Source organism: Azoarcus sp. Soil_N_20 (assembly GCF_057656155.1).
Genome location: NZ_JBDGKX010000001.1, coordinates 346,352 through 367,336 on the forward strand (window position 1 = coordinate 346,352; position 20,985 = coordinate 367,336).

17 protein-coding genes and 1 riboswitch are annotated in these 20,985 nt (G+C 67.7%); of the genes, 10 read left to right on the forward strand and 7 right to left on the reverse strand.

Features of this window, described 5'->3' with window-relative positions:
• Window positions 1-95: 95 nt before the first annotated feature.
• From thiC to ybiB, 3 genes are all read right to left on the reverse strand, one after another.
• Window positions 96-2,012, reverse strand: a complete 1,917-nt coding sequence (gene thiC / locus AC3A35_RS01610; RefSeq protein ID WP_487434073.1) for a phosphomethylpyrimidine synthase ThiC — start codon at window positions 2,010-2,012, stop codon at window positions 96-98.
• 110 nt (window positions 2,013-2,122) lie between these two features.
• A complete protein-coding gene (gene thiD, locus AC3A35_RS01615; protein ID WP_487434075.1) occupies window positions 2,123-2,977 on the reverse strand; it encodes a bifunctional hydroxymethylpyrimidine kinase/phosphomethylpyrimidine kinase in 855 nt (284 codons plus the stop codon).
• A riboswitch (TPP riboswitch) is annotated at window positions 2,970-3,069 on the reverse strand. Its footprint overlaps the gene before it by 8 nt.
• Before the next feature lie 87 nt (window positions 3,070-3,156).
• Window positions 3,157-4,074, reverse strand: coding sequence for a DNA-binding protein YbiB (gene ybiB / locus AC3A35_RS01620; RefSeq protein ID WP_487434076.1), 918 nt, complete (start codon window positions 4,072-4,074; stop codon window positions 3,157-3,159).
• Window positions 4,075-4,181: 107 nt separating this feature from the next.
• Between ybiB and AC3A35_RS01625 the strand changes: the two genes are divergently transcribed.
• Together AC3A35_RS01625 and AC3A35_RS01630 are read left to right on the forward strand one after the other, a co-directional pair.
• Complete coding sequence (locus tag AC3A35_RS01625; protein WP_487434077.1) at window positions 4,182-5,063, forward strand: NAD(P)-dependent oxidoreductase; 882 nt, start codon at window positions 4,182-4,184, stop codon at window positions 5,061-5,063.
• A complete protein-coding gene (locus AC3A35_RS01630) occupies window positions 5,060-5,941 on the forward strand; it encodes an NAD(P)-dependent oxidoreductase (RefSeq protein ID WP_487434078.1) in 882 nt (293 codons plus the stop codon). The genes AC3A35_RS01625 and AC3A35_RS01630 overlap by 4 nt, the downstream gene beginning before the upstream one ends.
• Window positions 5,942-5,959: 18 nt before the next feature.
• Here AC3A35_RS01630 and AC3A35_RS01635 read toward each other — a convergent pair whose 3' ends face one another.
• Genes AC3A35_RS01635 through mtnA form a run of 3 tightly spaced genes read right to left on the reverse strand, consistent with a single transcriptional unit; the run spans window position 5,960 to window position 10,123 of the window.
• Window positions 5,960-8,389 carry a putative bifunctional diguanylate cyclase/phosphodiesterase gene (locus AC3A35_RS01635; RefSeq protein ID WP_487434079.1) on the reverse strand — a complete coding sequence of 810 codons (2,430 nt, stop codon included), beginning with the start codon at window positions 8,387-8,389 and terminating at the stop codon, window positions 5,960-5,962.
• A 7-nt stretch (window positions 8,390-8,396) separates the two neighbouring features.
• Window positions 8,397-9,056, reverse strand: coding sequence for a class II aldolase/adducin family protein (locus tag AC3A35_RS01640; protein WP_487434080.1), 660 nt, complete (start codon window positions 9,054-9,056; stop codon window positions 8,397-8,399).
• The gene (mtnA, locus tag AC3A35_RS01645; protein ID WP_487434700.1) at window positions 9,053-10,123 is read right to left on the reverse strand and encodes an S-methyl-5-thioribose-1-phosphate isomerase; all 1,071 of its coding nucleotides are present in this window, start codon (window positions 10,121-10,123) and stop codon (window positions 9,053-9,055) included. The genes AC3A35_RS01640 and mtnA overlap by 4 nt, the downstream gene beginning before the upstream one ends.
• Window positions 10,124-10,471: 348 nt before the next feature.
• On the opposite strand from mtnA, the gene AC3A35_RS01650 reads away from it, so the two are divergent.
• The 4 genes from AC3A35_RS01650 (at window position 10,472) to AC3A35_RS01665 (ending at window position 14,916) form a co-directional block, all read left to right on the forward strand.
• Complete coding sequence (locus AC3A35_RS01650; RefSeq protein ID WP_487434082.1) at window positions 10,472-11,635, forward strand: pyridoxal phosphate-dependent aminotransferase; 1,164 nt, start codon at window positions 10,472-10,474, stop codon at window positions 11,633-11,635.
• 121 nt (window positions 11,636-11,756) lie between these two features.
• Entirely contained in the window at window positions 11,757-11,993 is a 237-nt protein-coding gene (locus tag AC3A35_RS01655) for a PP0621 family protein (protein ID WP_487434083.1), read from the forward strand.
• Between the two features lie 2 nt (window positions 11,994-11,995).
• Complete coding sequence (locus tag AC3A35_RS01660) at window positions 11,996-13,552, forward strand: sensor histidine kinase (protein WP_487434084.1); 1,557 nt, start codon at window positions 11,996-11,998, stop codon at window positions 13,550-13,552.
• A complete protein-coding gene (locus AC3A35_RS01665) occupies window positions 13,549-14,916 on the forward strand; it encodes a sigma-54-dependent transcriptional regulator (RefSeq protein ID WP_487434085.1) in 1,368 nt (455 codons plus the stop codon). The genes AC3A35_RS01660 and AC3A35_RS01665 overlap by 4 nt, the downstream gene beginning before the upstream one ends.
• 28 nt (window positions 14,917-14,944) lie before the next feature.
• On the opposite strand, the gene waaA is transcribed toward AC3A35_RS01665, so the two are convergent.
• Window positions 14,945-16,204 (reverse strand): lipid IV(A) 3-deoxy-D-manno-octulosonic acid transferase, encoded by a 1,260-nt coding sequence (gene waaA / locus AC3A35_RS01670; RefSeq protein WP_487434701.1) that lies wholly within the window; start codon window positions 16,202-16,204, stop codon window positions 14,945-14,947.
• Between the two features lie 117 nt (window positions 16,205-16,321).
• Between waaA and AC3A35_RS01675 the strand changes: the two genes are divergently transcribed.
• From AC3A35_RS01675 to AC3A35_RS01690, 4 genes are read left to right on the forward strand one after another with little or no spacing between them, the layout of a single operon-like run.
• Complete coding sequence (locus AC3A35_RS01675) at window positions 16,322-17,329, forward strand: NAD-dependent epimerase (protein WP_487434086.1); 1,008 nt, start codon at window positions 16,322-16,324, stop codon at window positions 17,327-17,329.
• 2 nt (window positions 17,330-17,331) lie between these two features.
• A complete protein-coding gene (locus AC3A35_RS01680; RefSeq protein WP_487434087.1) occupies window positions 17,332-18,957 on the forward strand; it encodes an ArnT family glycosyltransferase in 1,626 nt (541 codons plus the stop codon).
• A complete protein-coding gene (locus tag AC3A35_RS01685) occupies window positions 18,954-20,222 on the forward strand; it encodes a sialidase family protein (protein WP_487434088.1) in 1,269 nt (422 codons plus the stop codon). Before AC3A35_RS01680 ends, AC3A35_RS01685 begins: the two co-directional genes overlap by 4 nt.
• Window positions 20,219-20,881: a hypothetical protein gene (locus AC3A35_RS01690; protein WP_487434090.1), complete on the forward strand. Its 663-nt coding sequence runs from the start codon at window positions 20,219-20,221 to the stop codon at window positions 20,879-20,881. The genes AC3A35_RS01685 and AC3A35_RS01690 overlap by 4 nt, the downstream gene beginning before the upstream one ends.
• Window positions 20,882-20,985 lie beyond the last annotated feature (104 nt).

A 20,985-nucleotide genomic window follows, 5' to 3' on the forward strand; every position in this document is an offset into this window, starting at 1 on the left:
TGGGACGGAGCAGGCTTGCGCAAGCTGTTCCGGCAGGCGAAAACACAACGGGCCGCGACAGCGGCCCGTTGTACCAACATGGCAGTCAAGGGCGCTTACACGTTCCGATAGACCTCGGCACCGCCCTTGACGAACTCCACCGCCTTCACCTCCATGCCCTTCTTCAGTGCGTCGATCTCGCTCAGGCCCTGTGCTGCAGCGTAGTCGCGCACGTCCTGGGTGATCTTCATCGAGCAGAAGTGCGGGCCGCACATCGAGCAGAAGTGGGCGACCTTGGCCGAGTCCTTGGGCAGGGTCTCGTCGTGGAATTCCTTGGCCTTGTCCGGGTCCAGCCCGAGGTTGAACTGGTCTTCCCAGCGGAACTCGAAGCGTGCCTTGCTCAAGGCGTTGTCGCGGATTTGCGCGCCCGGGTGGCCCTTGGCGAGGTCGGCGGCGTGGGCGGCGAGCTTGTAGGTGATGATCCCTTCCTTGACGTCCTGCTTGTTGGGCAGGCCGAGGTGCTCCTTGGGGGTCACGTAGCACAGCATCGCGGTGCCGTACCAGCCGATGGTGGCGGCGCCGATGCCGCTGGTGATGTGGTCGTAGCCCGGCGCGATATCGGTGGTCAGCGGCCCGAGGGTGTAGAACGGCGCCTCGTGGCACTGCTCGAGCTGCAGGTCCATGTTCTCCTTGATCATGTGCAGCGGCACATGGCCGGGGCCCTCGATCATCACCTGCACGTCGTGCTTCCACGCGATGCTGGTGAGCTCGCCCAGGGTCTTCAGTTCGCCGAGCTGGGCTTCGTCGTTGGCGTCGTAGATCGAGCCCGGACGCAGGCCGTCGCCGAGGCTGAAGGCCACGTCGTAGGCCTTCATGATTTCGCAGATCTCTTCGAAGTGGGTGTAGAGGAAGCTCTCCTTGTGATGCGCGAGGCACCACTTGGCCATGATCGAGCCGCCGCGCGAGACGATGCCGGTCATGCGATTGGCGGTCAGCGGCACGTAGCGCAGCAGCACGCCGGCGTGGATGGTGAAGTAGTCCACGCCCTGTTCGGCCTGTTCGATCAGGGTGTCGCGGAAGATCTCCCAGGTCAGGTCCTCGGCCTTGCCGTCGACCTTCTCCAGCGCCTGGTAGATCGGCACCGTGCCGATCGGCACCGGGCTGTTGCGGATGATCCACTCGCGGGTTTCGTGGATGTTCTTGCCGGTGGACAAATCCATCACCGTGTCGCCGCCCCAGCGGATCGACCAGGTCATCTTGTCGACTTCCTCGCTGATCGAGGAGCCGAGCGCCGAGTTGCCGATGTTGGCGTTGATCTTCACCAGGAAGTTGCGGCCGATGATCATCGGCTCGGATTCGGGGTGGTTGATGTTGTTGGGGATGATGGCGCGGCCGCGGGCCACTTCGTCGCGCACGAACTCGGGGGTGATCTCGGCCGGGATGCTGGCGCCGAAGTTCTGCCCCGGGTGCTGGCGCAGCATCATCGCCGCCATCTTCTCGCCGGTGGGGCCGGCAGCCTTGAGCGATTCGAGGTATTCCTTGCGCCGCAGGTTCTCGCGGATGGCGACGAACTCCATCTCGGGGGTGACGATGCCGCGGCGGGCGTAGTGCATCTGGCTGACATTGGCCCCGGCGATGGCACGGCGCGGCTTGCGGTGCAGGCCGGGGAAGCGCAGTTCGTCGAGTTTCGGGTCGGCGGCGCGGTTGCGGCCGAATTCGGAGGACAGGTCGGGCAGCACTTCGGTGTCGCCGCGCTCCTCGATCCAGCGCTGGCGCAGCGCGGTCAGGCCGGAGCGGATGTCGATCTTCGCCGCCGGGTCGCTGTAGGGGCCGGAACAGTCATACACCGTGATCGGCGGATTGGGCTCGGCCCCGAACGAGGCCGGGGTGTCGCTCTGGCTGATCTCGCGCATCGGCACGCGGATGTCGGGGCGCGAGCCCTCGACGTAGACCTTGCGTGAATTGGGCAGGGGGGCAATCGCGGCCGCGTCGACATGGGCGGTCGCGGCGATGAATTTCTCGGTGGCGTTCATGGGTTGTCTCCGGGGGGGTCGGGTTGAGTCTGTACCGGCCAATCAAAGGCGGTCCGAATCGGCACAAACGGCGGGCTGAAGCCCGCTCTGCGGGAAATGCGGTGTCGCCTTCATTTCGGCCACAGCGCGTGAAAATGGTGCACCGGCCCATGGCCGTGGCCGACCGCGAGCGCATTGGAATGGGCGATTGCGCCGAGCAGCCACTGGCGCGCCTGACGCACCGCTGCTTCCACCGGACGAAAGCCGCCGGCGTGTTGCGGCAGCAGGGCGGCGACGGCCGAGGACAGCGTGCACCCGGTGCCGTGGGTGTTCTTGGTTTCGATGCGGGGCGCGGGCAGTTCGATCATGCGGTCGCCGTCGAACAGCAGGTCGATCAACTCGTTGCCCGGCAGGTGGCCGCCCTTGAGCAGCACCCAGCGCTCGCTCGACAGCGGCAGCAGTTCGCGCAGACGCTCGGCGGCGCGGTACATCTCCTTCACCGTGTCGGGGCCGCGCTGCCCGAGCAGGACGCCGGCCTCGGGCAGGTTGGGGGTGATCATGAAGGCCTGCGGAAACAGCGCCTCACGCATCATCGAAATGGCGCTCTTCGCCAGCAGGGTGTCGCCGCTCTTGGCCACCATGACCGGGTCGAGGACCACATTTTCCGCCTTCCAGTGGGCGAGGCGCTCGGCCACGGCAGTGGTGACGTCGGCGCTGCCGAGCATGCCGATCTTGGTCGCATGGAGCTTGACGTCGGCGAACAGGGTGTCGATCTGCAGGCGCAGAAAGTCGGTGGGCGGGACATGTACGCCGGCCACGCCCTGCGTGTTCTGCGCGGTGAGTGCGGCGATCACGCCGCAACCGTAGGCCCCGAGTGCGGAGAAGGTCTTGAGGTCGGCAAGGACGCCGGCACCGCCCGACGGATCGACGCCGGCGATGGTGACCACATTGGGAATGGAACTGGTACGGACGGAAGATGGCAGCATGATCGCGTTTCCCTACGCCGGTATGAGCCGGGTCAGGTTCGAAGGGTCTCTCTCAGCCCGCACCAAATGCGCGGGCACCCCCAACGGCAGGATGGACGATACTGGATGCCGGCGAGCGTGACAAGCACGCTGATGGTAGGGGTATTGGCGCGCCCGGTCGGTGTCCGTGGCGGGGCGCCTCAGGAGCGGGCGAGTGCGGCGAGCGCGTCGACCTGGGCCCGGATCGGCGCCGGGATCGGCTGCCCGCCGGCGAGCATTGCATGGATCACGGCGACGTTCTCGGCGATCGACGAACTGTCGGGCAGACCCGCCAGCGGTGGCGCGCCGCCTTCCTCGCCGGGCACGGCGACATGGCATTCGCCCTCGGCATAGACCTTCATCTCCGGACAGCGGCGCGGGTTGGCGTAGATCTCGCCTTCGGTGCCGCGCAGCAGCATCGCCCGGCCGCCATCGGCGCGCAGGAACTCGTCCATGCGCTCGAGATACTCCGGATGGGTGACCGCCACCACGCGCACACTGCGCCCGGGGCAGGGGTCGAGCAGCTTGGCCAGGGTATGGGCGCTGCTGCGCACCCCCATGCGCAGGCGCAAGGCAAGCAGGCGGTCGAGGCCGGGCAGCAAGGCCGACACCGCGATGCAGGCCAGTCTGCGTCCGGCCAGCTGTGCGGCCGCTTCGTCCGCCGTCGCGGCGGGATGGAGGTCGAGCGCGGCGAGCAGTTCGAACGGGCTCACCCGGGTCTCGAAATCGTGCCGGCCCTGGATCAGCACCGGCACCCCTTCGCGCGCCAGCAGCATGGCGACCAGCGGCATCAGATTGGGCTGGCGACGGGCGCCATTGTAGGTCGGCAGCACCACGGTGCGCGGGCCGGCAGGGGCCTGCACCCGGGCGCCCAGGGTGTCCATCGCCTGCTTGAAGCCGAGCAGCTCGTCGAGCGATTCGCTCTTGATCCGCAGTGCGATCAGGATCGCGCCGAGTTCGAGATCGGGCGCCGTGCCGTCGAGCATGGCGGCGAACGCGGCGGTCGCCTGAGTGCGGTCGAGGGAGCGGGCGCCCTTGGCGCCGCGGCCGATTTCCTTGATGATGGGGGCGTAGTTCATTGCCGAATTATCCGCTGCCCGATGGGTTTGCGGTAGCACGGTGATGTTCCTTCCCGTTTTTCCCCAATCCCTTTTCCCGAACCCATTACTGACGGAGCTAGAACCCAATGGAAGTCGGATTCATCGGACTTGGCCTGATGGGCCGCCCCATGGCGCTGAACCTGATCAAGGCGGGGCACACCGTGCACGTCTGGAGCCGGCGCCGCGAATCGATGCAGCCCCTGATGGCGGCGGGTGCCGGAGACTGCGCCTCGGCGGCCGAACTTGCGGCCCGGGCGCGGATCACGATCAGCATGGTCGCCGATGCCCCGGACGTCGAACAAGTGACACTCGGTGCCGATGGCGTGGCCGCCGGTGCGGCTGCGGGGCACATCCATGTGGATATGAGCACGATTGCGCCGGCCGCTGCGCAGCGCATCGCGCTCGACCTGCAGGCGCGCGGCGTGACCCTGCTCGATGCGCCGGTGTCCGGCGGCGAGGTGGGCGCGATCGCCGGTTCGCTGACCATCATGACCGGCGGCGATGCGGCGGCCTTCGAGCAGGTGAAGCCCATGCTCGAGGCCATGGGCAAGTCGGTCACCCGCATCGGCGATTCCGGTGCCGGCCAGGTGGCCAAGGCCTGCAACCAGATCCTGACCGGGGTCGGCGTGGCCGCGGTGGCCGAGGCGCTCAACTTCGCCACCCGCAGCGGGGTCGATGCGGGCAAGGTGCGCGAGGCGCTGCTCGGCGGATTCGCCTATTCGCGCATCCTCGAGAACCATGGCCAGCGCATGCTCGACCGCAACTTCCGGCCCGGCTTCAAGGCCTGGATGCACCAGAAGGACATGCGCATCGTGATGGAAGAGGCGCATCGGCTCGGCCTCGCGCTGCCGTCGTCGGCCGCCACTGCGCAGATGTTCAATGCCATGGTCGGCAGCGGGTTGGGCGAGGACGACTCGGTTGCGATGCTCAAGCTGCTCGAGCGCATGAGCGGGGGAGACGGCGAATGAGGGTCGGCTTCGTCGGCCTCGGCGCGATGGGTGCACCGATGGCCCGCCATCTGCTCAGCGCCGGCCACGATCTGGCGGTGTGGGCACGCCGTGCGCCGAGCGCGGCCCCGCTCGCCGCGGCGGGAGCCGTGGTGTGTGCCACCCCGGCCGAACTGGCGGCGCGCAGCGAGGTGGTGATCAGCATCATCACCACCAGCGCCGATGTCGATGCGCTGGTGCGCGGACCACAGGGCCTGGCCGCAGGTTTTGCCCCCGGCGCGATTCATGTCGATATGAGCACGATCGCGCCGGATACCGCGCGCAGCGTGGCGGCGCATCACGCCGAACGGGGCGTCGGCTGGCTCGATGCGCCGGTGTCCGGGGGCGAACAGGCCGCGCGTGATGCCACGCTGGCGATCATGACCGGTGGCGAGGCCGACGTGCTGGCACGGGTCCGGCCGCTGCTCGAAGTGCTGGGCAAGCGCATCGTGCACGTCGGTCCCGCGGGAGCGGGGCAGGTGGCCAAGGCGTGCAACCAGATGATCATGGTGTCCGCGATCCAGGCCTGCGCCGAGGCCATGCATCTCGCCCGCGCCCATGGCGTGGACCTCGCCGCCGTACGCGACGCGCTGATGGGTGGCTCCGCCGCATCACGGGTGCTGGAGCTGTTCGGCGCGCGCATGGTGGCGCGCGACTTTGCCGCCGGCATCGAGGCCCGCCTGCATCACAAGGACTTCGGCATCCTGATGCACGAGGCCTGTCGCCTCGGCGTGCCCCTGCCGATCGCCGCCCAGGTCGGACAGCAGCTCAATGCGCTGATTGCGTGCGGATGGGGGGCGGACGATACGAGCAGCCTGCTGCGGGTGCTGGAGACCGGGTCGAAGGCCGCGGCGGAGTGAGTGGTTGCCGCCGTCCGTTCAGAAGATTCCGGTGGGGGGCAGCAATTCGGTCAGGCGTGCGGCCTTCATGCCCTGCAGCAGGGCGGTGATCTGCTCGCCGGGGAGCGGTCGGCTCGACAGGAAGCCCTGGAACATGTCGCACTTCCAGCTGCGCAGCAGGCGCAGCTGGGCTTCGTCCTCGACGCCCTCGGCGACGACGCTGAGGCGCAGGCTGTGGGCCATGGCGATGATGGTCTGGGCAATCGCGGCGTCGTCGGGTTCGTCGACGATGTCCTTGATGAAGGAGCGGTCGATCTTCAGGCGATCGATCGGGAAGCGGCGCAGATAGGCAAGGCTGGAGTAACCGGTGCCGAAATCGTCCACCGCGATCTTCAATCCGAGTGCCTTGCACCGGGCCAGCGCCTCGGAACTGCGTTCGGGGTCGCGCATCACCAGACTCTCGGTCAGTTCCAGCTCGAGGCGGTCCGGCGGCAGCCCGCTGCCGTCGAGCACGCTGGCGATCAGTTGCGGCAGATCGTGCTGGTCGAACTGGCGGGCCGAAAGATTGACCGCCATCACCACATCGATCAGCCCGGCATCGCGCCACGCCCGTGCCTGTGCACAGGCCGCGCGCAGCACCCAGGCCCCGAGCGGCACGATCAGGCCGCTGTCCTCGGCAATCGGAATGAAGCGGTCGGGCGGCACCAGGCCTCGCTCCGGATGCTGCCAGCGCAGCAGGGCCTCCATGCCGGTGATCTCGCCACTGGCGACATCGAGCTGGGGCTGGTAGTGGAGGACGAACTCGGCATGCTCGAGCGCGAGGCGCAGTTCGTTCTCGATCACCAGCCGCTCCGAGACGTGGTGCGACAGCTGGCTGTCGTAGAAGCGGTAGGCATTGCGTCCTTCTTCCTTTGCCTGATACATCGCCGCATCGGCGTGCTTGATCAGGGCTTCGCCATCGATGCCATCCTCGGGGTAGAGCGCGATGCCGATGCTGGGCGAGATCGTCAGGCGCTGGCCGCGGATGTCGAAGGGCTCGCGCAGGGCCGCCAGCACTCTTTCCGCCAGTTCGACGACGCGGTCGCGGTCGGGCAGCGAGGGCAGCAGGATGACGAACTCGTCACCCCCGGTACGGGCCACCGTATCCTCGATCCGCACGCAGCTCATGAAACGCTTGGACACGGCTTGCAACAGCTGGTCGCCGGCGTGATGGCCGAGCGAATCATTGACGTACTTGAAGCGGTCGAGGTCGAGGAACAGCACCGCGAGCCGCTCGCCGAGCCGCTGGCAGCGCTCCTGTGCCTCGCTCAGTTTCAGCAGCAGGTGACTGCGGTTGGGCAGTTCGGTGAGGGCGTCGTAGTGGGCGAGAAAGCGGATGCGGGACTCGGCCGCCTTCTGCTGACCGATATCGGTGGCGATGCCGAGGTAGCCGCGGATCACGCCATCCTCGCCGCTCAGCGGCGAGATCGACAGGCTGGCGGGAAACTGGCTTCCGTCCTTGCGGCGCAGGGTGAACTCGTACGGACCGACCGCCTGTCCGTGGCGAGCCTCACCGACCAGCCCAGGAAAACCGGGACCGTTGCGGCTGGCGAGCCGCGCGAGTTCTTCGTCCGGATAGAGCAGCATCGGCGTGGCGCGGCCGATCATCTCGGCGGAGGACCAGCCGAAGATCCGTTCCGCCGCCGGATTGAACAGCTCGATCAGGCCATCGATGTCGGTGGCCACGATCGCATATTCCGAGCCCTCCAGAATCGCCCGTTGCAGGGCGGCGGCCTGACGCAGGGTGCGCTCTGACCCGGCACGTCGTTCGATCTCTTCCTGCAGTGCGAGGTTGCCGCGTTCGAGCTGATGATTCATCCGTTCGAGCGCGGCGGTCTGCAGCAGCACCTGGCGCCGTACGCTGCGGCTGCGCGATTGCAGCAATATCACGAGCAGCGCACCGAGGAGCCCGATCAACGGACCGGCCCAGGTCAGCATCTCGACCTGGGCGCCGGGCGACGGCAGGTAGTGGCCGGGCAAGGGAGAGACTTCGACCAGCCAGCGCTGCTCGTCGAACGCAATCCGCTCGACATACATCAGGGTGGCGGGACGCAGGTCGGGGTCGCGGTAGACCGGCTGCGGGTGGGCGCCGCCGAGATCGAGGATCTCGATGCTGACGTCCCGTGCGTCGCGTCGTTTGCCGAGCAGACGGGCGGCCAGCCGACGCGGGTCGGGATCGGCGGTATCGAGCGTCTCCAGCTCGCGCCGGATACGCTCGACCTGCAGTGCGGCGGTCTGCTGGAAGCGCGCCACGTTCCTGCTCTGCTCGGCCTCGCGTGCATCGCGCTCCAGCAGGGCGATCCCGGACCACAGCGCGACAAAAACCGCGAGCGGCAGCGCGACCGGCGCGAGCATGCCGAGCAGCGAGCCCAGGGGAGGACGCTTCATGCCCGGCGCCACCAGTGCGCAGGGCAGGGGAGTGGTGGACATGGCTTCGTCATTCGTGCCCGGGGTCGCGCGGCCGGCCGTACCAGCGGAAGCGTTCGATGACCTCGGCCATCTCGGCATCGGACAGCAGCACCGGTTCGCCGAGCTGACGGGTGCGCCAGTACTGCTCGCACAGGGTTTCGAGCTCGATGGCCTGCGCCAGCGCATGGGCCAGATCACGACCGAACACCACCATGCCGTGATTGGCCAGCAGACAGGCGCTGCGTCCGCTCAGTGCGCCCACCGCCGCGTCGGACAGCGCCTGGGTGCCGAAGGTCGCATAGGGTGCGCAACGCACGCTGGTGCCGCCGAAGCGGGCGATCATGTAATGGAAAGGCGGGATGGCGATGCGCTGGCAGGCAAGTGCGACGGCAAAGGGCGAATGGGCGTGGAGAATGGCTCCGGCGTCCGGGCGGGCGGCATAGATGTCGCGATGCAGCTGCCATTCGGAGGAGGGTGCCAATGCACTGCGATAGCCGCCGTCGCGGTCCACGAGGACCATATCGGCCGCGGAGCAGGTGTCCGCGGCCAGGCCGCTGGGGGTGATCAGAAAACCGTCGCCGTGACGCACGCTGGCATTGCCCGAGGTACCGACGTTGAGCCCGACCCGGCTCATATCGCGGGCGGTGGCGAACAGGTCCTCGCGCAGGGTGGTTTCGGTAATGCTCATGTGTCCGCTCCGCGGTAGGCCCGGCCCAGTTCGCCCGGTGCAAACACCCCGCGCTCGGTGATGATGGCCGCGATCAGCCGGGAAGGGGTGACGTCGAATGCCGGATTGGCGGCGCGCGCATCGGGCGGGCAGAGCCGGACCCGGATGAGCGTGCCCGCCGCGTCCACTCCGGACGCCGTGCACACCTCGTCCGCGCCGCGGTCCTCGATCGGAATCGAATGGCCGTCCGGGCAGGCGAAATCCAGCGTGGAGCGCGGCGCGGCGACATAGAACGGCACCCCGGCCTCGCGTGCGGCGAGCGCCTTGAGATAAGTCCCGATCTTGTTTGCGGTGTCGCCGTTTGCGGCAATCCGGTCGGCGCCGGTAATCACCACATCCACCTCTCCGCGCGCCAGCAGCAGGCCGGCCGCGTTGTCGGCGATCAGGGTGTGGGGGATGCCGGCTTCGCGCAGTTCCCAGGCGGTCAGCAGGCCCTGGTTGCGCGGACGGGTTTCGCTGACCAGGATTTCAACCGCCACGCCGGCCGCCTGCGCCGCATAGACCGGTGCGAGCGCGGTGCCGGCGCCGAGGGTGGCCAGCCAGCCGGCATTGCAGTGGGTCATGATCCGGATCGGGCGCCGGTCGTCCGCACGCAGGCTATGCAGCAGTTCGAGGCCGTGGCGGCCGATGGCATCGCAGGTGGCCGCATCGTCGGCGCAGATCGCCGCCGCCTCCCGCCATGCGGCGGTGCTGCGCTCGGCGGCGGCCAGCGGACGCAGCACGGCGGCCATGCGGTCCAGTGCCCAGTGCAGATTGACCGCCGTGGGGCGGGTCGCCGCCAGGGTCGCGAGGGCGTGGTCGAGGCCGGGATCGCCACCACCATCCCGGGTCAGGGCAAGCGCCACGCCATAGGCCGCGGTCGCGCCGATCAGCGGTGCGCCGCGCACCTGCATCGAGCGAATGGCATGCGCCACGTCGTCGAGCGTGTACAGGCGGCGCTGTTCCCGGCGCCAGGGGAGGGCGGTCTGGTCGAGGATCAACACGCTGTCGCCATCACGGCACAGCGTCGGAACGGGTTGTACAAACATGGTGTGGATGGGGGTCATGATCCGGAGCGCGGTGATTTCTGCCCGCGTGCCGTCCTGTCCCCGTCTCCTGCTCTCTTCGGCAAGTTGAAGCTCGGAATGTGCCAGTCCTTGGCTTTGTCCGCAAGTCTGTCGGGCCGTGGCGACGTGTGCTCTGATGACGCGGCGGCGCGGTTTTCCGGATTTGCCCGGATGTTGCCAAAGTGATAGTCGGGGCCGTGGTGGGGTGCCTGCGACGGGGGGTGTCCGGCTGCCCGCATCGTCCATGCTGCGCGGGTGCTCCGCCGGCGCCCCTTGCCATTGCGCCGGGCTCTGCGAGAATGCGGCTTCCCCTCCCGTCTTGCTGCCGCCATGCCCCGTTTCCCTGCTCCGATCGAGTCCCGCCTGCCTGCCGTCGGCACGACCATCTTCACCGTGATGTCGCGGCTCGCCCACGAGTGCGACGCAATCAACCTGTCCCAGGGCTTTCCCGACTTCAATGCGGAGGACATCCTGTTCGAGCGCGTGACGCACTGGATGCGCGCCGGGTTCAACCAGTACGCACCGATGGCGGGATGCCTGCCGCTGCGCGAGGCGGTGGTGGGCAAGGTCGAGGCCCTGTATGGGACCGCCTATGACGTCGAACATGAGGTCACGATCACCGCGGGGGCGACCCAGGCCCTGTTCACCGCGGTGACCGCCTTCGTCCGTGCCGGAGACGAGGTGATCGTGTTCGAGCCGGTCTATGACGCCTACGGTCCGGCGATCGAGCTGGCCGGCGGCACCGTGGTCCGGATGCAACTTGCGGCCCCCGGGTATCGTCCCGACTGGGCAGCCGTGGCGGCGGCGATCGGACCGCGCACGCGCATGATCATGATCAACTCGCCGCACAACCCGACGGCGACGGTGTGGTCGGCGGACGATCTGGCGCGCCTCGCGGCGCTCACCCGCGACACCGGCATCATCGTGGTGTCGGACGAAGTCTATGAGCACATCGTGTTCGACGGCGCGAGCCATCAGAGCTGCGCGGCGCACCCGGAGCTGGCTGCGCGCAGCGTCGTGGTGTCGAGTTTCGGCAAGACCTACCACATCACCGGCTGGAAGGTCGGTTATGTGGTGGCGCCGCGCGAATTGATGACCGAGTTCCGCAAGGTGCATCAGTTCAACGTGTTCACGGTGAATACGCCGGTGCAGCTCGCACTCGCCGACTACATGGCCGATGCCGGGCGCCATCTGCAGCTGGCCGCCTTCTACCAGGGCAAGCGCGACCATTTTCGCGCGGCACTTGCGGGCTCGCGCTTCGAGTTGCTGCCGTCACGGGGTACCTATTTTCAGCTTGCCCGCTATCGGTCGATCTCGGCGCTGCCCGACGTCACGTTCTGCGAGTGGCTGACGCGTACGGTCGGGGTCGCGGCGATTCCGGTCTCGGCCTTTCTTGCCGATGGCCGCGACGACGGCGTGATCCGTTTCTGTTTCGCCAAGAACGAGGACACGCTGGACGCCGCCTGCGAACGCCTGATCCGGCTGCAGCGCTGAGCGCCCCGGCGGTACAGGTGCGAACGGAGGCCTCGGGTCGGGCGCTGCCGGCATCGGGCCGGAGCGAGCAATCGCACGTGGTAGACTCCGGCCTTGTCCCCTTCTTCATGTCCTCCTCATCGTGCGCAATCTGCTGATCTTTCTGCTGGTACTGGGTGGCATCTGGTGGCTGCGCCGCGCCCTGAAAAAGGCCCGCGGCGGCGGTCGCAGACCGAAACCGGTGGCCGGGCCGGAGCGCATGCTCGCCTGTGCCCACTGCGGCGTGCACGTTCCCGAAAGCGAGGGCGTGCGCGACGACCGTCATTTCTTCTGCTGCGCGGCGCATCGCAGCCTGGGTGACGCCGGCAAGGGAGACTGATCTTGCACTCGTCCGTGCACGCCGGCGTGGACCCTTCGCGCAGCGAGTCGCTGCGCTACTTCAATCTGTTCCGCCTCGTCGTGGCCGGCCTTTTCGTGGTTGCCGGGCGCGAGCTCAATCTCGGTAGCGAACACCCGGGCGTCTTTGTCGCCGCCTCCTTCGCCTACCTCGCGGCCATTCTTGCCCTTGGCTTTCCGGACGCGACACGGCGTCTCGGCTTCGATCGGCTGGTGTCGCTCCAGGTTGTCATCGACATCCTCATGCTGACCGCGATCATGTGGGCCAGCGGCGGTTACCGCAGCGGCATGCCGGTGCTGATGATGATCGTGCTGGCCGGGGCGGGCCTGGTCGCGGAAGGGCGGATGGTGCTGTTCCTCGCCGCATTCACCACGGTCGCGGTGTTGGCGGAGAACGGCTGGCGCTACATCGTCGATGGCACACCGGGGGACTTTCTGCAGGTCGGCATCACCTGCATGGCGTTCTTCGGCATTGCGCTGGTCGCCCGCCTGCTGGCACTGCGCGCGAAGACCAATGCGTCGCTGGCCGAGGAACGGGGGGAGGCGCTGGTCAAGCAGCAGGCCGTCAACGAGCGCATCATCCGCGACATGCGCGATGGCGTGATCGTGCTCGGGCCGGAGGGCAGCGTGCGTCATGCCAATCCGCAGGCCCTTGCATTGCTCGGTCTGCAGGGGATGGAAGGACTGGCGCTGGCCGACATCGATCCGGCGTTCGCCGACTGCCGGGAGCAGTGCGGCGGGGCCGATGGCCGGCTGATGCGCCTGGGGCCGGCCCGTCGCCTGCTGCGATGCAGGGTGGTGGGGGCCGACGGCGACAGTGTCGCGGTGGGCGATGTGCTGATCTACCTGACCGACTTCGAGGACATCCAGCGCCAGATGCAGCAGCACAAGCTCGCCGCGCTCGGCCGGCTCACGGCGAGCATGGCCCATGAGATCCGCAATCCCCTGTCGGCGGTCACCCAGGCCGCCGAACTGCTCAAGGAGGAAAAGCGCGGCGACATGCAGGCGCGGCTGGCCCGCATCATCCACGACAATGCGCAGCGGATCGAGCGCATGATCCGCGATGTGCTGGCACTCGGACGGCGCGAGCATGCGTTGCCCGAGGCCCTGCCGCTGGCCAGGTTCGTCACCGAAGTGGTGGACGCGCAGGGCCTGCGCAACGGTGCCGAGCGCGCGATCTATGTGGTCGATATCGACCCCGCGCTGACGCTGGCGATCGACCGCGCCCATCTGCACCAGATTCTCGACAACCTGGTGTCCAACGCGCGCCTTCACGGCAGCGGCCGCCCGGGATCGGTCAGCATCACTGCCGACGCCGTTGCCGGCGAGCGCGTGCGGATGCATGTCAAGGACGACGGCCCCGGTGTCGACGACAACGTCCGCGCGCATCTGTTTGAGCCCTTCTTCACCACGCACGCCAGAGGCACCGGGCTCGGCCTGTATATTGCCCGGGAACTGGCCGAGGCCAACGACGCCACCCTCGAACTGCTGCCCGACGGGCCTGGCGCCCATTTCGTGCTGACCGGACGGAGTCGCCCATGAATGGTACTGATCGTCGCACCCGAGCTACCCGTGCCGATGTGCTGGTGGTGGATGATGAGGAGGACATCCGCGAGTTGCTCGAACTGTCGCTGCTGCGCATGGGGCTGGCCTGCGACGCGGCCGGCTCGGTGGCCGAGGCGCGGACCATGCTCGACAGCCGCCGCTATCGGCTGTGCCTGACCGACATGCGTCTGCCCGACGGCGACGGGCTGGAACTCATCGAACACATCCAGCGCCATCAGCCCGGCCTGCCGGTGGCGATGATCACCGCGTTCGGCAGCATCGAAACGGCGATCCGGGCCCTCAAGCTCGGCGCCTTCGACTTCGTCACCAAACCGGTCGAGTTGCAGGCCTTGCGCGAGCTCGTCACCCATGCGCTCAAGCTGCTGAGTCCCTCGGCTGCCCAGGCAGCCAGCCCCGGGGACCGTCAGCTGATCGGCAGTTCCCCGGCGCTGGCCCAGTTGCGGGTCCAGATCGAGAAACTGGCGCGCAACCAGGCGCCGGTCTTCATCCACGGTGAATCGGGCACCGGCAAGGAAGTCATCGCCCGCCTGATCCACGGGCTCGGTGCACGCGCCGGCGGGCCGTTCGTGCCGGTGAACTGCGGCGCGATCTCGCCCGATCTGATGGAGAGCGAGTTCTTCGGTCATCGCAAGGGGAGCTTCACCGGGGCCTCGGCCGACAAGGAGGGGCTGTTCCAGGCGGCGAACGGCGGAACGCTGTTTCTCGATGAGGTCGGCGAACTGCCGCTGGCGATGCAGGTGAAGTTGCTGCGCGCGATTCAGGAGCGCGCGGTACGGCCGGTGGGCGCACAGGCCGAGGAGGCGGTCGATGTCCGCATCCTGTCGGCATCGCATCGCGATCTTGCCCAGCTGGTCACCGAAAATCGTTTTCGCCAGGACCTGTATTTCCGCATCAACGTCATCACCCTGCGGGTGCCGCCGCTGCGCGAGCGCCCGGAGGACATTCCGGAGCTTGCGACCCATGTGCTGGCGAAACTGGCCGAGCGCGAGGGCGGACCGCTGCGTCGCCTGTCTTCGGCGGCAGTCGCGGCCCTGCAGCAGCATGCTTTCCCCGGCAATGTACGCGAGCTGGAGAACCTGCTCGAGCGCGCATGTGCGCTTTGCGACGGGGACGAGATCACCGCGGGCGACATCGACCTTCATCCTTCCGAAGGGCTCACCCATTCCCAGCTGGCACTGCTGGCGGCCGACGACGACCCGGAGGCGGATTCGGACGACGAGCGCATCCGCGTGCTGCGCGCCCTCGACGAGACCCGCTGGAACCGCTCGGCGGCGGCGCGCAATCTCGGCATGACCCTGCGTCAGCTGCGCTATCGGCTGCAGAAGTGGGGGATGGACTGACCCTCGTGGCAGCCGATCCCGCGGATTTTCAGGGGGACAGTTCCGCGAGCAGGCCGATCGTGCGTTCGGTGGCGCCGCGGTTGGTGGCGGCAAAGTCGAGCCCGGCCTGTGCCATCGTTTCGCGGCGGGGCCGGTCGTCGAGCAGGGCGAGCGCGCAACGCATGCCCTGGTCGACGGTTTCCTGTCCGTGCGCGGCACCGCTTGCGATCGCCTGCTCCACCACCAGCTGGAAGTTGTAAGTGTGCGGCCCGACCAGCACCGGGGTGCCTACGGCGCAGGCCTCGATCAGGTTCTGGCCGCCGAACGGCAGCCAGCTGCCGCCGATCAGGGCCACATCGGCAGCGGCATAGTAGGCGAACATCTCACCCATCGAGTCGCCGAGCCAGACCCGGGTGTCGGCGGCGACCGGCCGATTGTCGCTGCGCCGCTGCAGTTTGAGGCCGGCGCGCTCGACGAGGGCGGCGACCTCATCGAAGCGTTGCGGGTGACGTGGCACCAGCACCAGCAGCACGTCGTCCGGTGCCCGCCGGCCGAACGCCGCGATCAGCAGTGCCTCTTCGCCCTCGCGGGTGCTGGCGGCAAGAATCACCGGGCGGGCGCCACAAAGTGCACGAAAGCTCGCGCCCAGCACCACGGCGTTCTCGGGCGGGGCAATGTCGAACTTGATGTTGCCGGTGATACTGACCCGCCGCGCACCGAGGGCGGACAGGCGGGCGGCGTCCGCGGCGGTCTGCGCGCCGATGGCGCTCAATGCGCCGAGGGTCAGCCCGGTCAATGCCGGCACCCGGGCGTAGCGGCGGGCCGAACGCTCCGACAAGCGGGCATTGGCCAGCAGCACCGGGATCCGGTGTCGGCGACACCGGGCGAGCAGATTGGGCCACAGTTCGGTTTCCATGATGACCCCGAAGGAGGGGTGGAAGTGGCGCAGGAAACGGCCGGCGAGGAAACCGAAGTCATACGGCAGATACACCCGCAACACGCGCGACTCGTCGCCGAACAGGGCTTTCGACGTGGCCCGTCCGGTCGGGGTCATGTGGGTCAGCACCACGGTATGCTCGGGCCAGCGCTCCAGCAAGGCGCGGATCAGCGGCTCGGCCGCACGGGTTTCACCCACCGACACCGCATGAACCCAGAGCACCGGCCCGGGGGCGCGGATCGCGTAGCTGCCGAAGCGTTCGCGCACATTCCGCAGATAGGCCGGCTGATGGCGCGCCCGCCACAGCAGGCGCAGCAGGACGAAAGGCAGTGCGAACAACCAGAGCAGGGAGTAAGGCAGGCGATGAAGCATCGGGGCCGACGGAAACGGAACCGCGAAAGTATAAGGGCGTGACATGATCGGCGGGCAACCGTCATGAGGCTCGTGAGATAATCCGCGTCACTTTTCGACTCCGGCATCCTGTTCCCCATGAAAATCCTCGTCACCGGCGCCGCCGGCTTCATCGGCATGCACACTTCCGAACGCCTGCTCGCCCGGGGCGATGAAGTGGTCGGCCTCGACAACCTCAACGACTACTACGATCCGCGCCTGAAGGACAGCCGTCTGGCCCGGCTCACGCCGCATCCGGCCTTCCGTTTCGTGAAGATGGACGTGGCCGACCGCGCCGGCATCGAGCGCCTGTTCGCCGAGGAGAGGTTCGACCGTGTGATCCACCTCGCCGCCCAGGCCGGGGTGCGCTACTCGCTGGAGAATCCGCACGCCTACATCGACAGTAACGTGGTCGGCTTCATGAACATCCTCGAGGGCTGCCGCCATTCCCGGGTGGAGCACCTGGTCTATGCGTCGAGTTCCAGCGTGTACGGTGGCAACACCAAGATGCCGTTCTCCGAACACGACAGCGTGGATCATCCGGTGAGCATCTACGCTGCCACCAAGAAAGCCAACGAACTGATGGCGCATACCTACAGCCACCTTTACGAGCTGCCCACCACCGGTCTGCGCTTCTTCACCGTGTATGGACCCTGGGGCCGGCCGGACATGGCGCTGTTCCTGTTCACCAAGGCCATCCTCGAAGGCAAGCCGATCAACGTGTTCAACCACGGCAGGATGAAGCGCGACTTCACCTATGTGGACGACATCGTCGAGGGCGTGATCCGCACCCTCGATCACGTGGCCGAGTCCGATCCCGCCTTCAATGCCGACCGGCCCGATCCCGGTCGCAGCAAGGCGCCGTTCAGGGTGTTCAACATCGGCAACAACAATCCGGTGGAGCTGATGGGTTTCGTCGAGGCGATCGAAGCCGCGCTGGGCAAGACCGCGGAGAAGAACTTCATGCCGCTGCAGGATGGCGACGTGCCTGCCACCTATGCCGACACCGACGAGCTCAACGCGTGGACCGGCTTCGCGCCGGCCACCAGCGTTGCCGACGGAGTGGGTCGTTTCGTCGCCTGGTATCGCGCCTACTACGGAGCCTGAGCGTGCGGCTGGACGCGCGCAGCACGCTGACCTGCTATCTGCTGTTGCTGGTGGGGTATGTCGGCGGGGCGCTGGTGCCGCTGATGAACAACGATTCCGCGCATCACGCCGGCATCGCGCTGCACATGTACCTGTCGGGTGACTGGCTGCAACTGGTCACCCAGGGGCAGGACTACCTCGACAAGCCGCATCTGCTGTTCTGGCTGACGGCGGCCGCGTTCAAGTTGTTCGGCGTCACCCCCTTCGCCTACAAGCTGCCCTCGCTGCTGTTCTCGGTGTTGGCGGTGTATTCCACGGCGCAACTCGGTCGCCTGCTGCACTCGGCCGAGGTCGGCCGTCTGGCCGGGCTGATCCTCGCCAGCGCGCTCGCCTTCGTGATCGCCAACAACGACGTGCGGATGGATGCGCTGCTCACCGGGGCGATCATCTTCTCGATCTGGCAGCTGGCCGCGTTCGTCGCCGCCGGGCGCTGGCGCAACCTGGTGCTGGCCGGACTCGGTCTGGCGCTGGGTTTTTCGACCAAGGGCATGATCGGGGTGGCGATGCCGGCGATCGCGATCTTCGTCCATCTGCTGTACCGCCGCGACTGGGCGCGCCTGTTCGATCCACGCTGGCTGGCATTGCCCCCGATCGTGCTGGCCTTTGCCGCGCCGGTGCTGTTTGCCTACCACCACCAGTTCGGCGCCGACGGGGTGAAGTTCATCCTGTGGTCGCAGAATTTCGAGCGGCTCGCCGGCGAGCGTTTCGGTAATGCCGGGGCCGAGGATCCGCTGTTCTTCTTCCATACCTTCCTGTGGGCCTTCCTGCCGTGGTCGCTGCTGACCCTGTGGGCGCTGGCGGTCCATGGTGGTCGCGTGATCGGTGGCGGGCTGCGGTTGCAGGCCGGCGAAGAGGTGTTGACCTTCGGTACCATCGTGGTCCTGTTCGCAATCATCTCCAGTTCGCAGTTCAAGCTCCCGCACTATCTCAACATCCTGCTGCCGCTGTTCTCCATCCTGCTCGCTGGCTGGCTGGCGCCGCGCATCGAGCGCCCGGCCACGCGGGCGCTGTGGATCGTGCAGGGCGCCGCCATCGCGCTCCTGGTGGTGCTGGCGGTGGCGATCAACGGCTGGGCGTTTCCGCTGAGCAGTGTCGGGGTGGCGGGCGGTGCCGTGGTGCTCGCGCTGGCCGGCGTGGCGCTGGCGAGCCGGCGGCAAGGCGGTGCGCGCGTCGTGATGGCCTCACTGGCGGTGGCCGCGGTGTTCAACTTTCTGCTCAATTTCAACTTCTATCCGCAGTTGCTGCGCTATCAGGCCGGCAACATGCTGGGCGATGCGGTCAAGCACCTTGGCGTCGAGCCCGCTACCGTGTTCTATCTCGAAGGTCTTGGGCGCGCGGGCAGCTTCGATTTCACCACCGCGCGGCTGACCCCGACCCTGAGCGTGGCCGAGCTTCGCTCCATGGCATCCCCGGTGGTGGTCTACACGTCGGCGCGCGGGCGCGAGGCGGTCGAGGCCGCCGGGCTGCACGCCGAGGTACTGGCGAGCAATCCGGATTTTCGCGTTACCCGGTTGAATGGCCGTTTCCTCGATCCGGCGCACCGCCCTGAAACGCTGACGTCGTATTTCCTGCTCAAGGTCGGACAATGAACGCACTACGCTGGCTCGGGGGCAGCCTGATTGTCCTCGCCACCGCCTGGACCGTGTGGCCGGACCTGGGCCCGGCTCCGGCGGCGGGTTTCGCGCTGCCGCCGTCCCCCTCGGCCGGCAGTGCCACAGCCGTACTGAGCAGTGCGATCGTGAATGCCGCCGAACCGCCGCGGGTGCACGCGGCATCGATTGCCGCGCTGCCCGACGGACGGCTGTTCGCCACCTGGTTCGGTGGTGAGCGCGAAGGTGGCACCGAGGTGCAGATCTATGCCGCGTTTCGCGACCCCGGTGCGGCGGCATGGGGCGCACAGCAGGCGATCGCCTCGCCCGCGCAAAGCTCGCGCGACCTCGGCCTGCTGGTGCGCAAGATGGGCAATCCGGTGGCCTTCGTCACCCCGCGTGGCGAGCTGTGGGTGATCTACGTCAGCGTGACCATGGGCGGCTGGGCCACGAGCCATCTCAACCTGCTGCGTTCGCCCGATCTGGGCCGTAGCTGGTTGCCGGCCACCCGCCTGGTGACCTCGCCCTTCATCAATCTCAGTACGCTGGTCAAGGGCGCACCGGTGTTCTTCGACAACGGCGAGATCGGAATGCCGGTCTATCACGAGTTGGCGGGCAAGTTTGCCGAGTTGCTGGTGCTGTCGGAGACCGGCGAGGTGCGACGCAAGGTCCGCATGGATCACGGTCACCGCACGCTGCAGCCGGTGGTGCTGGTACAGGATGCGCAGCGCGCAGTGGCATTGATGCGCGACGCCACCGAAAGCCCGCCGCGTGCCTGGCGCAGCGCAACGCAGGACGGTGGCCGTAGCTGGAGCACTCCGCAATCCACCGACCTGCCCAATCCGAATTCGGCACTGGCCGCGGTACGCCTGGAAGACGGTCGCCTGATCGCGGTGGCCAACGATACCGAGGACCAGCGCCTGCGCCTGTCGCTACTGGTCAGCGCGGACGAGGGCCGCCACTGGCGGGTGATCCATCGCTTCGAGGACCGTCAGGTGCTGCTCGGCCACGAACTCGAGATCGACGGCTTTCGTCCGCTGCTGGCGGGCGATCTCGATGCGCTCGGGCCGGGACCGGCACGCACTGCGATTGCGGCCAATGCCGAGCGCAACCTGTGTGGTGGGGGCGACCTGTGCAGCTGGCAATACGACTATCCGCACCTGATTCGTGCGGGCAATGGCGACTTTCATCTGGTCTACACCTGGAACCGCTCCTTCGTGCGCCACCTGAGCTTTAACCGTGCCTGGCTGGAGGCGCGGCTGTGATCGCGCTCGTGGCGGATACGCTGGCCTGGGCACTGGCTCTGGCGCTGTGCGTGCCGGGGCTCGGTGGCCGCCCGCGACGTGCGGCTGCGGTGCTGGCTGCGGTTGTCGTCGCGATCAGTATTCCGGTGGCCGGCATCAGTCTGATCGGTGTGCTGCGGGGGTTGTTCGCCGGGCTGTCGGTGGCGACCCTGGTGGTGGTGGCCGTGCTGTTCATCGCGCGAGCAGCGCAACGCGGGCTGTTCGCGCGCGGCGAGCGGGTGTCGATCGCTGCCCTGGCGTGCGTGGTCGGTGTGCTGTTCTATCCGCCGGCACTCGGCTTGGGGCCGGTCGACCCCTATGCATGGGGCTATGGCGGCGCCACCCTGCCCGTGCTCGCCGGCGTTGCCGCGCTGATGGCCTGGCTGGCCGGTAAGCGCGTGCTCGCGCTCGCCGTCGTGCTCGCCCTGCCGGCGTGGCGTCTGCACCTGCTGGCCTCGCCCAATCTGTGGGACTATCTGATCGATCCGCTGCTGGCGCTCGGTGCGCTGGTGGCCTTGATCGTGACCGCGCTGAAGTCGGCGAATCGCGCCAGACGCAGGCCGACAGCGGCGAGGTCGACGGCGAATTCATCCGTGCCGGCGAATCCGCCCACCGACCATCGCACCGGAAACGGGAGATAGCCCGGTAAAGTGGGCAGGAATAAATGCAAAAGGCCAATCCCGAAGGATTGGCCTTTTGCATTTATTCCTTGGTGGGGGCAGTAGGATTCGAACCTACGACCTAC

Excerpts from the sequence above, each read along its gene's own strand:
- thiC (WP_487434073.1), bottom strand. The coding sequence starts at position 2,012 with ATGAACGCCACCGAGAAATTCATCGCCGCGACCGCCCATGTCGACGCG.
- thiD (WP_487434075.1), bottom strand. The coding sequence starts at position 2,977 with ATGCTGCCATCTTCCGTCCGTACCAGTTCCATTCCCAATGTGGTCACC.
- ybiB (WP_487434076.1), bottom strand. The coding sequence starts at position 4,074 with ATGAACTACGCCCCCATCATCAAGGAAATCGGCCGCGGCGCCAAGGGC.
- AC3A35_RS01625 (WP_487434077.1), top strand. The coding sequence starts at position 4,182 with ATGGAAGTCGGATTCATCGGACTTGGCCTGATGGGCCGCCCCATGGCG.
- AC3A35_RS01630 (WP_487434078.1), top strand. The coding sequence starts at position 5,060 with ATGAGGGTCGGCTTCGTCGGCCTCGGCGCGATGGGTGCACCGATGGCC.
- AC3A35_RS01635 (WP_487434079.1), bottom strand. The coding sequence starts at position 8,389 with ATGTCCACCACTCCCCTGCCCTGCGCACTGGTGGCGCCGGGCATGAAG.
- AC3A35_RS01640 (WP_487434080.1), bottom strand. The coding sequence starts at position 9,056 with ATGAGCATTACCGAAACCACCCTGCGCGAGGACCTGTTCGCCACCGCC.
- mtnA (WP_487434700.1), bottom strand. The coding sequence starts at position 10,123 with ATGTTTGTACAACCCGTTCCGACGCTGTGCCGTGATGGCGACAGCGTG.
- AC3A35_RS01650 (WP_487434082.1), top strand. The coding sequence starts at position 10,472 with ATGCCCCGTTTCCCTGCTCCGATCGAGTCCCGCCTGCCTGCCGTCGGC.
- AC3A35_RS01665 (WP_487434085.1), top strand. The coding sequence starts at position 13,549 with ATGAATGGTACTGATCGTCGCACCCGAGCTACCCGTGCCGATGTGCTG.
- waaA (WP_487434701.1), bottom strand. The coding sequence starts at position 16,204 with ATGCTTCATCGCCTGCCTTACTCCCTGCTCTGGTTGTTCGCACTGCCT.
- AC3A35_RS01675 (WP_487434086.1), top strand. The coding sequence starts at position 16,322 with ATGAAAATCCTCGTCACCGGCGCCGCCGGCTTCATCGGCATGCACACT.
- AC3A35_RS01685 (WP_487434088.1), top strand. The coding sequence starts at position 18,954 with ATGAACGCACTACGCTGGCTCGGGGGCAGCCTGATTGTCCTCGCCACC.